The following is a 10,711-nucleotide window of genomic DNA, read 5'->3' on the forward strand; positions in this document are numbered from 1 at the left end:
TGGGTTTGCGTTCGATGGGCGTCTCCGCGTTTCGGATCTCGAGACGGAGCAGCTTGCGCCCCTCCCCGGTGGTTCGATTGTCGTGCGTCACGACTTTCCTCCAAGCATTCGTTGGGTCTCTGTCATCGCGTGAGCACAAAGGATGCGGCAAGGTGACTGCCTTCCAAGGCTGCAACTGCGCGGGTGATCAATGGTGTCACCAAGGCCGACACATCGCCGAATCTATTTGTGCTCGAGAGCCATTCGCGTCTCTCATCGCACAGTTCGAGCACACGTGCAGCAACCTCGAGAAACCCCACCGAGTAGAACCACGGCAACACGCGTGTATCGACATCGAAGGTAACTGACCTTCGATACCGGGACAACAACTGCTCGAATGCCGGGTATCCGAAATGAACTGAAGGGCAACCCGATACAACGCTGGGAATTCCTCTCAAACCTGCCCAGAAAACGTAAGCGATACCAACGTCCAACAGCGGGTCACCGAAACCTACTCGACGCCAATCTGTCACTGCGCGCAATAGTGGGGAGTCGGCGAGGTCGAAAATCGTTCGATCCAGACGATATTCGCCGTGGAGCAAGCAGGGCTTCTGCGGCGCCGGCACCGATCGCGCGAGGGAATCGAGGAGCGCGTTCAACGCAGGCCTCACACTCAATTCGTGCCGAGCGAGCCTTATTCCAATCTCGGACAAGTAGTTGTGCAGTTCCCCGCACATCCCGGGGAGAGCACTCACACCGTTGAGGCCGACTTCGAGCGAATGAATCCCGGCAAGCGTGTCGGCAAATGAGTTCGCTACCAGGCTTCTCGCGCCGATCTCGACGTCGGCTAACTGAATGTCGGTCCGGAGAGATGATCCATGCACCCGTCGAGAGACGACCAATCCAGAGACTTCGTCCCGGTAGACAAGGAGAGGTACTGGAATGCTGCTCTTTTCGAGCATGTGCAGCGCAGTGGCCTCCGCTCGAATTCCTCGTGTTCCAAGACTGTCATCACTGCTCGACGAACAGCGCAAGATCCATGCTCCTTCACCGCTGGTCAAGGAGTAGGCCTGACCCGGCGGCGAACTGGAAACCTTGTTAGCACTGAATCGCGAGTACCGATCCAACTCGCCACAGTCGATCAGACGCCGTCGAATCTCACCGATATCGAATGGGAGTTGCATTCCCACCAGTTATCCCCATTCGGCATCGATTCGTCATTCGTGAAATCTGGACCGCTATCGATGAAGGCGCAATTCTCGTGACGCGACGACCATCCGATGAACCTCGTCAGCGCCGTCGATGAAACGCATGGTCCGAGCCTGCGCCCACAACATCGCCAGCGGATAGTCTTGCGTCATTCCGCCGGCGCCGTGCACTTGAATTGCCTTGTCGATCACCCAACCCACAGCATCCGGGGCAGCCACCTTGATAGCCGAAATTTCCGTACGCGCCTCACGCGCCCCAACTGTGTCGATCAACCACGCAGTCCGCAGAACGAACAACCGCAACTGATCGATCTTCACACGGGACTGCGCAATCCAATGCTGAATGATCCCCTGATCCGCCAAAGACCTACCAAAGGCCTCACGCTCGTTCGCCCGGCGGCACATCAACTCGATCGCACGCTCTGCCATCCCGATCATGCGCATGCAGTGATGAATGCGCCCCGGACCAAGCCTGGCCTGCGCCAACGCTTGCCCCCGACCACGCTCGCCGAGCATGTGGTCCTTGGGAACAAGCACGTCCTCGAAATGCACCTCCGCGTGACCGCCATGGGCACCGTGAGTGAAGCCGAACATCTTCAGCCCCCGGACAATACGCACGCCGGGAGTCTCACGCGGAATCAGAACCAAACTGTGGCGCGACCGCGGATCCGCATCAGGATCTGACACCCCCATCACGATCAACAACGCACAATCGCTGCTCATCGCGCCGGTCGACCACCACTTACGTCCATTGATCCTCCAACAATCACCCTCATCAGTGATTGAGCAGGTCAAGTTCGCGGGATCAGACGACGACACATCCGGCTCCGTCATGCAATACGCCGACCTGATGTCACCGTTCAACAACGGATCGAGCCACCGATGTTTCTGCGCCTCAGTCCCGAACAGCGTCAGCAACTCCATGTTCCCGGTATCGGGCGGGTTGCAGTTGAACGCTTCCGGCGCAACCTCAGGACTCCAACCCGTTACCTCGGCCAACGGTGCGTACTGCAGATTCGACAGTCCCGCACCACGCGGATCGTGCGGAAGAAACAAATTCCACAACCCCCGCGCCTTCGCGTGTTCCTTCAGCTCCGCCATCACCGCCGGACGCTCCCACTGCCGATCCCCAGCTTCCGGGTTGTCGTGGAAGAAATGCTCTGCAGGAAAAACGAACTCGTCCATGAATGCCGACGCGAGTTCCTTCAAATCAATAGTCTTCGCGTCGAACTCGAAGTCCATGTCACACACCTTCACCCTTCGTGGGCCGAGTACGACCGAGATCAGAAATTACTGTTTCACAACAATTTTCGGCTACGCAAGTGCCGAGAGCCCGCGCTCTGCCAAAGGAACGACCATCGAGCCGATGTCCTCGAAACCGTCGCCGACTGTTTCCCCATTGACGAAGCGAAGATGGATGCCTTCCAGAATCACTGCCATCTTGTAGAATGCGAAGCTCGAATACCACTGCAGCGCATCGGTATCGAACCCGGTACCTAGGGAATATCTTTCGACAAGGTCGTCGAACGAGGGGAAACCCTCATGCGCAGAGGGCGTCCCGGCAATCGGATTATCGATACCCGCCCAACCCGACCAGAACAGATGGACTAAACCCAAGTCTGTCAACGGATCACCCAGTGTTGACATCTCCCAATCCAGCACTCCGACACTGTCCGACGGGGCACCTAACCGAACAATCATGTTGTCGAATCGAAAGTCGCCGTGAACGATCGAGGTTGCAGACTGCCCCGGAATCGACGACGCGACCCGCGCCCCCAGTTTTTCCAACATCGGAAGATCGCGGGACTTCGACGACGCCAACTGCTTGCTCCATCGCCGTACCTGGCGCTCGAGGTAACCCTCCGGCCTACCGAAACCAGACAAACCCAGGCTACGAAAGTCTTGCGTGTGCAGTGCAGCCAGGCAATCGACGTAGCGATGCGCCAACTCGGAGCGATTGCCCTCGTCCACGGAAGCGAAGTCGTCATCGGTTCGCAACACCTGACCTTCGATCTTGTCCATGACGTAGAAACTTCCACCCGATGTCGCGTCGAACTCCTCGGAGAACACGATCCGCGGAACCGGGACAGCACTTTCCGCGAGGGCTCGCTGAACGGTCACTTCCCGACCCATGTCGTGAGCAGTCTCCAGACGGTGACCGATCGGCGGACGACGCAGAATCCATCTTCTCGACTTACTCGCCAACTCGAACGTCAGGTTGGATCGACCGCCTGCCAATAGTCGCACAGTCAGTTCCTCGCCCGTACCCAACTCGCCCATCTCGACCAACCTGGACCGAACCAAGTCGGCGTTGAACTGCTCGCTCTCCGCTATTGATTCAACCTCATTCATTACAACGTCCTCATCCCATAGTCCGTTACTCGACGCCACAACGCACCACACCCGCACCGGCGGGCAGGTCGGGCCGAACCAAAACCTTCACGTGCTCTATCTCGTCACCCGCGGCCGGGCGCAGCGCAGAGAACACCTCACTCACCGCATCCAGCCCGGCAAAGCCCGTGACCATCAATCCCGGATCGAAACGACGCTCCACGATATGTTCGAAAGTTCGGGAAAACGCTTGGTACGTATGTTCTCCACGCCCCGGACCACCCACGAATTCCAAACTCACATTCTTGAGAATCCCGATTACGGGTCGAATCGACTCGTGCTCCATTGCCGATCCGACAATCACAATGCGTGTGAACGGTGGAACGACAGACATCAAGGAACCCAGTAGATTCCGTGCTCCGGATGCTTCGAAGACAAATACTTCGGTATCTGCCGGAATCATTCCTGCAAGTGTGCTCAGTGGATCCGAGTGCCTCGGATCGACTGCCACATCGGCCCCGTACGCCAAAGCCACAGTTCGTCGAAGTTCCGAAGGGTCGGATACGACGATGGGGTGAACGCCACGTTGCGCCAATTCGATGACTGCGCCGAGTCCGACAGGCCCGCAACCGGTCACCACTGCGGCGGCGCCGGCAACGATTCGTGAACGCAGCACGGCGTTAACACCAGTAGCGAGAGGTTCGGTCGCCGCAGCGGTAACCGGATCCACGTCCGGAGGGATGTGCAGGTGCCCTCCAGCCTGGATAACAACCCTTTCAGCCAGCCCTCCCGGCTTCGAATTGCAGTATCCGACTGTATGAGTCAATCCATCGTCGTCAACGACCCACGGCAGAACCACCAGACGGTCACCGACTGCGTAGTCGACCACTCCGGTTCCCAACTCGGTCACCGTTGCAGTGAACTCGTGTCCGAATACAACATCGTGCGCCGGATCGAACAGCGCTCCCGGCACGTCCGCCTCACGATGCGCAGCCAGGAAATCATCGGTGTGCTGCCAGGCCGAAAGATCACTGCCGCAGATCCCGGTGGCTATCGGCTCCACCAGAAGCTGATTCGGTCCCGGTGACGGCTCCGGAATGTCGGCAAGTATGACGTCTCCACCTCGAAGCACTGTTGCCCTCATCTGATGTCCTCACGTCGAGAAGTGCCTACGATTTTGTCGGCCATTGTTCGAGATACTTCTGTACGGACATCAGCGTGCGCAAGGCTTCGGCGCCGTCGAATGCCCTGTGGTCGAAGGTCAATCCGAGTCGTGCAATGGGCCTGATGGTGAGGAGCTCGGATTCACCGTCGACGCTCTTTCGCGTGACGGGGGTACGCACGATGGCTGGGAGACCGATCGAGGCAACTTGCGGACGAGTCAGGATCGGAGTCGAGACCACGCCGCCGACACTTCCCGAGTTGCTGATCGTAATTGTTCCGCCCGAAAGATCCTCCGGCTGCGCGGAACCCGAGAGTATCGCACTACTGGTCGCGACTATTGCGTCCGACAGTGCCTCCAGTTCGAGATTCTGCGCATCACGTATGACGGGGACGATCAGTCCGTCCGGAGTGTCCACGGCAATTCCCAGGTTGACAGTGTTCCATCGCACGAGGTGCTTGTCCGTGAACGTGGCATTGGCATCCGGGTGGTCTGCGAGCGCCCGGCACAGTGCGTGACCGACAAAGGGAAGGAAACTGAGTTTCCCTTCACCTCGAGTTGATCTCTCACGGTTGATCTTCGCTCGGGCTACTGAGACCGCAGTGAAATCGACATCAACCTGCGCCGTCAATTGAGGAGCCGTATTCCACGATTCTGTCAGATTCTTGGCGATTGCCCTACGCAGGCGAGTGTGTTCGATAGCCGTGTAGGTCACCGCCTCGTATCCGGCGGGAATCGCCACGGTGTCAGCATCTTCCGGTACTCGATCCCTGGCTCCCGGCAAGAATTCGCTCTTGCTCTCCAGCGACATATCAGTCGAGCCCGAATCGAGGCGGAGGCGTCGACTTCCTTCGGGCGGACGATTGACCGGAGAGAACCACGACGCAGCCAACACCAGTGAATCGTTGGGTGGGCGAGAACCCTCGGCGGCGACTGTCGGGGCCGCGCTCTCGAGAGCCCGATCCGGCGAAATCGGGAACGGACCCGCGATCGGACCCGATGTCGGCGCCGCCGGCGCGACATCTTCACCGACTGCATCTTCACCGGCAATGGCTTGCGCGACGGCTACCGGGTCGGCGTCGAGTGAGGCAAATCGAGCAATGACGTCCCCGACAGGAACCTCCTGATCCACTGCGGCAACGTAACTGATGAGGATTCCCGAAGTTGGCGAGTCGACTTCGGTGTCGACCTTGTCGGTCGACACCTCACAAAGCGGATCGCCCTCGGCGACCCTGTCCCCAGGCTTGAGCAGCCATTCGGTGAGCAACGCGAATTCCACCGATCCCATGTGGGGCATGTGGACGTCGAATAGTGTGAGCATGGTGAATGTCCTCGTAGTCGAGTAATTAGTCGCGAACCAGGTGACGGGCTGTCTCGATGATGTCGGAAACACTTGGGAAGCAATGATCTTCGAGGAACCGACTCGCCGGAATCGGCGCATCCACAGAACCGAGACGCGCGATCGGAGCGTGGAGCCAGTAGAAGCAACGCTCCTGGATGAGCGCAGCGATCTCGGCGCCAGGACCAGCGGTTCTCGGCGCCTCGTGAACGATCATCGCCCGCCCGGTCCGCATCACCGACGCGATGATCGTGTCGTGGTCCAGCGGAACCAGCGTTTGCAGGTCGACAACTTCGAGCTCGATACCCTCCGCAGCCAGCACGACAGCTGCTTCAAGCGAGCGAGGCACCATACATCCATAGCTGATGACGGTCACTGTGTCGCCACGCCGTGGAATCGATGCTTTACCCAAGGGCATTACGTACTCGGGATCGGTGAATACCTCACCCCGTTTGAAGTTGAGCTGCTTGCTCGGGTAGTACAGAACAGGATTTGGGTCCCGGATTGCGGCCTTGAGTAGGGCTTTCGCGTTGGCAGGATTGGACGGGACAACTGCTTTGAGTCCCGGAAAATGCATCGGTAGCATCTCCATCGAACCCGAATGTTCTGGTCCTGCACCACCGCTCGGCCCGATCGGCATGATGATCACAGCGGGAAGTTCGAATTGACCACCGTGCATATGGCGCCACTTACCCAGTTTCTGAAAGATCTCGTCCCCGGCGATCAAACTGAAGTCTGCAAACCCCAACTGAACGATCGGACGCATTTCGGTCATGGCGGCACCGGCAGCTGCACCCACCATGAATGCTTCGGTGATTCCGGTGTTTCGGATCCTGTCCAGGCCGAATTCCTCTACCAGGCCTCGGGTTCCGCCGAAGAACCCGCCTGAGGCAATGTCCTGCCCCATGAGAAACACCGAGGGGTCACGGCGCATCTCTTCGGCAATCGCCGCACCCTGTGCGGCCTCGTAGCTTTGCACCGTAGTTTCCGGAGCCGTGCGGTTGACAGACGTGTCGTCAGTGATAGTCATGCAAAAACGTCCTTCATGATAACGGAGGGGTCAGGCAAAGGAGCGGCTTCTGCCTCGGCGAGCGCTTCGGCAACTTCCGCACGTGCTGCGGCGACGATCTGGTCGGCCAGTGAAGCATCGAGTCGAGAACGCATGATGTCCAACGGATCTCGGTACGTCGACAAGAAATCTTCCGGGCGATACTTCTGCGCGTCGCCTTCCCAGTGTCCGCCGACCCGGGTGACGACTGCCTCGATCAACGACGGCCCATGACCATCGCGCGCTCGATCGATCGCGGTCTGTGTCGCATGGTAGACAGCGACGGCGTCGTGACCGTCGACGCGAACTCCCGGAATCCCGTATGCAGACGCCCGTTCGGCGATAGTGCTTGTCGGACTTACAGACTCAAAAGAGGTGGTTACCGAGATTCCATTGTTCTCACAGAAATAGACCAGCGGTAGTTTCCACCGCGATGCCTCGAGCAGAGTTTCATGGAAGGTGCCACGTGCCGCCGTTCCGTCGCCGAAGTCAGCCAGCGCAACTTGCCCAGTGCCTCTCATTTGCGCCGACAACGCCGCGCCTGCTGCCACCGGATACACCGATCCGAGCGTCGCCCCCTCCCCCATGATTCCGAGCGCCGGATCTGCCCAGTGAGGAACCCCGGCGCCTTTTCCGCCGGTAGAACCTGTCACTTTTCCAAGCAGGTCACCGATGATCGGCCCCATCGCCATCCCTTTGGCAAGCGGCCATGTGGCTCCTCTTCCCTGATAGAACAGATAGTCGTCGTCTCGCATGGCTGCCACCGCTCCAGCGACAGCACCTTCCTGCCCTTTGCCCGGATGCCAAAATCCGGCAAATCCGTGGTCCCGGATGTGAATCTGCACCGCGTCCTCGATCGCACGCGCACGGGCCATGACGGTGAAAATGTCGATCGCCAACCGTGGGTCGAGTGACTCCGGTTCCACTACTTCGGTCAGCTGTTCGCTTGTGTGCGTGGCCATTCCGATCTCCTTCTGACAGTCCGACATGCAAGTACGAGGTTCGCGCCTTTGACAACCCGGCATCGATTGCCATTCGTGTGGCTGCTGTCACATCACCCTATGTGGATCAAGTGATTCAATCAAGTGCATTCTCTAAATCGACTGAGATCTACTCAGACATCACCGGGTCAGCAGGCCGGAAATCAGGCCGCGACATCGCGATATGATGGGGTCAACAAACCGAAAGGTTGCGGAAATGCCACGATCCAGTCCACGCGACGGCGCAGCAACTCGCCGTGCTCTGATCGACTCAGCGGCAAAGCTGTTCGCAGCAGAGGGAGTCGAGGCCGTCTCGATTCGAGCGATCAATGCCGAAGCCGGATTGGGAGCAGCATCCGCGCACTATCATTTCGGATCCAAGGACGCGATCCTCGACGCCGTCCTCCTCGACTCCGGCGCCGAAGTACTCGCACACATTCATCGCCTGGCCAAGAACATGGTCGATTCCGACACCGTTCCGACAGCGAGGCAGATCGTCGATCTCCTGGCACTGCCGTATCGCCAGTTCCTCGATCAGGAACCTGACAAAGGTGTTCGGTGGCTGACTATTTGTGGACAACTCAGCCTCGCCAACGATCCTCGGCTATTCCCCGTCAAGGACGACACAGCAGAGTTGCTGCGCAAACTACTCGAACGCGCCTACCCCGCAGCCGACGACACCGCGATCGAACTGAACTGGTCACTCACCGTGAACACGCTGATCGTGATGGCGGCACGATGGTCGGACGCAAGCATCGAGGGATCTCGCGCGCTGTCCAACGGTCGATTCGACACACTGGCGGATTTTGTCGCAGGCGGACTCGAGTCACTCATGGATCCAACCCGGACCTAGCTTTGCGGATGGATCTTCCCAGGTAGGGTTGCGGATCCACCATCCACAGAACGCGCCGTCTCCGTGCGCGCTTTTGCAATTTTCTTGGGAAAAATTTAGTGGATCACTTGACAGAATCAATCGATCCATTTTACTGTGCCTCACATCACAAAATGCTTCAGTGGGTCTGCACACTCGCCGCGCCGACTGTCCCGCTCACTGCCCCGTCTTCCCGTCAGAAAGATGCAGGAGCCACGATGACCGCTCCATCCACGGATAATCCTTCCTCGACTCCATCGGAATCTTCCTCCGCAAACCCCACTCTCGCGATAGAAGGCGTGGGAAATCGATCAACCGCCGGCTGGGTCGGAATCCTCCTGATCCTCTGCCTTCTGTCCGAAGAAGTCGCATACGCGTTCAATCTGGTGACGCCCGCACTCCCCAGCATGGCTGGTTCATTCGAGACCTCGAACATCGCTTGGGTGTCAACACTGTTCACACTCTCCGGCGCTATCAGCGCACCGTTGATCGGCAAGCTCGCAGATCGAGACGGTAAGAAGAAATGGCTTCTGATCGCAACCGCCTGCATGGCAACAGGCTCGCTGATCGTCGCAATCGCGCCGACCTTCTCCGTAGTACTAGTCGGTCGTACCGTCGAAGGACTCGGTCTTGCAATCGTGCCGATAACCTACTCGCTGATGCGCGACATCTTCCCGAAGCGGATGCTGGCGATGGCGGTCAGCATGACAACCGCTGGAATTGGTGTCACCACGATCACCGGTCCTGTCATTGCCGGAGTTTTGATCGACAATTTCGGATTCCGCGGAGTGTTCTTCGCATTGGCACTCTTCCCTGTGCTCTTGGGTGCCTTGGTCATGCTCGTTGTTCCCGAGTCCCCGATCCGAGTGAAAACGTCCATCGACTGGGTTGGTGGGATCATGCTCGGGCTCTCGATCGCACTCCTCCTGTACTGCATCGGCGAAGGCGGAACGTGGGGCTGGACGTCGTGGAAGACACTTCTCTGCGCCATCGCCGCGGTGGCAATTTTCATCGGATGGGCTCGATACGAAAAGCGAATCGAGAACCCACTGATCGACATTGCGGTGCTGCGTGGTCGCGCTGTCGTGACGACACTGGTCGCGCAATTTACCGGCCAGGCCGTCATCGTTCTCCAATTCGTCTTGTTGTCCTTCATCGTTCAGACACCCATCGCCCTCGGCGTTACCTACGGGTTGGGGGAAAGCGCAAGCTACATGGCGCGGTTGACCACACCGGCCGGCGTGGCCACCGTCGCAATGGGGTTGCTTGTCGGCATAATCGCAGAACGTCGGGGCGCACGCCTGCCGAACTGGATCGGCTTCGCCTTGATGGCGATCGGCTCCGCATCACTCGCCCTCTCCCACAAGGAATTCTGGCCGATACTGTTGGGATACTTGGTATATGCATTCGGGGCCGGTCTGATCAGTGCGGCAATACCCAACCTGGTGATCGCCGCCGCGCCGGTTCGACTGCAGGCCGTCACAGCCTCGACGGTCAATGTGGTGGGATCCGTCGGCAGTGCTGTTGCTGTACAGATTGGTTTTGCCATCCTCGCCCTGAACATTGCAACGGTTGCCGACGGAACGCCTATTTACGCTGGAATTGGCTACACAACAGTCTATTTCGTTGCAGCAGGTCTGGCGATAGTCGGACTCGCCGCGACTCTCCTCATGCCGCACGGCCGAAAGCCCCAGTCTGTGGAAGCACTGACCTGATCTGAATCGACTATCTGAGAATTATCGTGACCTCACACTATGACGTCGTTGTCCTCGGAGCCGGCCCCGGTGGGTACG

Annotated in this window: 9 protein-coding genes; 2 read left to right on the plus strand and 7 right to left on the minus strand. The window is 58.7% G+C overall.

Features of this window, described 5'->3' with window-relative positions:
- Nucleotides 1–122: 122 nt before the first annotated feature.
- The 7 genes from M1L53_RS34965 to M1L53_RS32660 form a co-directional block, all read right to left on the minus strand.
- On the minus strand, nt 123–1,163 hold the full coding sequence (locus M1L53_RS34965; RefSeq protein ID WP_054186490.1) for a phosphotransferase family protein: 1,041 nt from the start codon (nt 1,161–1,163) through the stop codon (nt 123–125).
- A 54-nt stretch (nt 1,164–1,217) separates the two neighbouring features.
- On the minus strand, nt 1,218–2,429 hold the full coding sequence (locus M1L53_RS32635) for an acyl-CoA dehydrogenase family protein (RefSeq protein ID WP_030538056.1): 1,212 nt from the start codon (nt 2,427–2,429) through the stop codon (nt 1,218–1,220).
- A 72-nt stretch (nt 2,430–2,501) separates the two neighbouring features.
- Nucleotides 2,502–3,539, minus strand: coding sequence for a phosphotransferase family protein (locus M1L53_RS32640; protein ID WP_054186489.1), 1,038 nt, complete (start codon nt 3,537–3,539; stop codon nt 2,502–2,504).
- Between the two features lie 25 nt (nt 3,540–3,564).
- Nucleotides 3,565–4,662, minus strand: a complete 1,098-nt coding sequence (locus M1L53_RS32645; RefSeq protein ID WP_054186488.1) for an alcohol dehydrogenase catalytic domain-containing protein — start codon at nt 4,660–4,662, stop codon at nt 3,565–3,567.
- A gap of 25 nt (nt 4,663–4,687) precedes the next feature.
- Nucleotides 4,688–6,001 (minus strand): dihydrolipoamide acetyltransferase family protein, encoded by a 1,314-nt coding sequence (locus M1L53_RS32650; RefSeq protein ID WP_054186487.1) that lies wholly within the window; start codon nt 5,999–6,001, stop codon nt 4,688–4,690.
- 25 nt (nt 6,002–6,026) lie between these two features.
- On the minus strand, nt 6,027–7,049 hold the full coding sequence (locus tag M1L53_RS32655) for an alpha-ketoacid dehydrogenase subunit beta (protein WP_054186486.1): 1,023 nt from the start codon (nt 7,047–7,049) through the stop codon (nt 6,027–6,029).
- Entirely contained in the window at nt 7,046–8,029 is a 984-nt protein-coding gene (locus M1L53_RS32660) for a thiamine pyrophosphate-dependent dehydrogenase E1 component subunit alpha (RefSeq protein ID WP_030538053.1), read from the minus strand. Before M1L53_RS32660 ends, M1L53_RS32655 begins: the two co-directional genes overlap by 4 nt.
- Nucleotides 8,030–8,264: 235 nt before the next feature.
- On the opposite strand from M1L53_RS32660, the gene M1L53_RS32665 reads away from it, so the two are divergent.
- Nucleotides 8,265–8,900 (plus strand): TetR/AcrR family transcriptional regulator, encoded by a 636-nt coding sequence (locus M1L53_RS32665; RefSeq protein WP_228232242.1) that lies wholly within the window; start codon nt 8,265–8,267, stop codon nt 8,898–8,900.
- A 236-nt stretch (nt 8,901–9,136) separates the two neighbouring features.
- Nucleotides 9,137–10,633, plus strand: a complete 1,497-nt coding sequence (locus M1L53_RS32670; protein WP_232318944.1) for an MFS transporter — start codon at nt 9,137–9,139, stop codon at nt 10,631–10,633.
- The last annotated feature ends 78 nt before the right edge of the window (nt 10,634–10,711 follow it).

Origin of the sequence: Rhodococcus sp. T9N, from assembly GCF_024436645.1 — a bacterium.
Taxonomy (GTDB): domain Bacteria; phylum Actinomycetota; class Actinomycetes; order Mycobacteriales; family Mycobacteriaceae; genus Rhodococcus_F; species Rhodococcus_F qingshengii.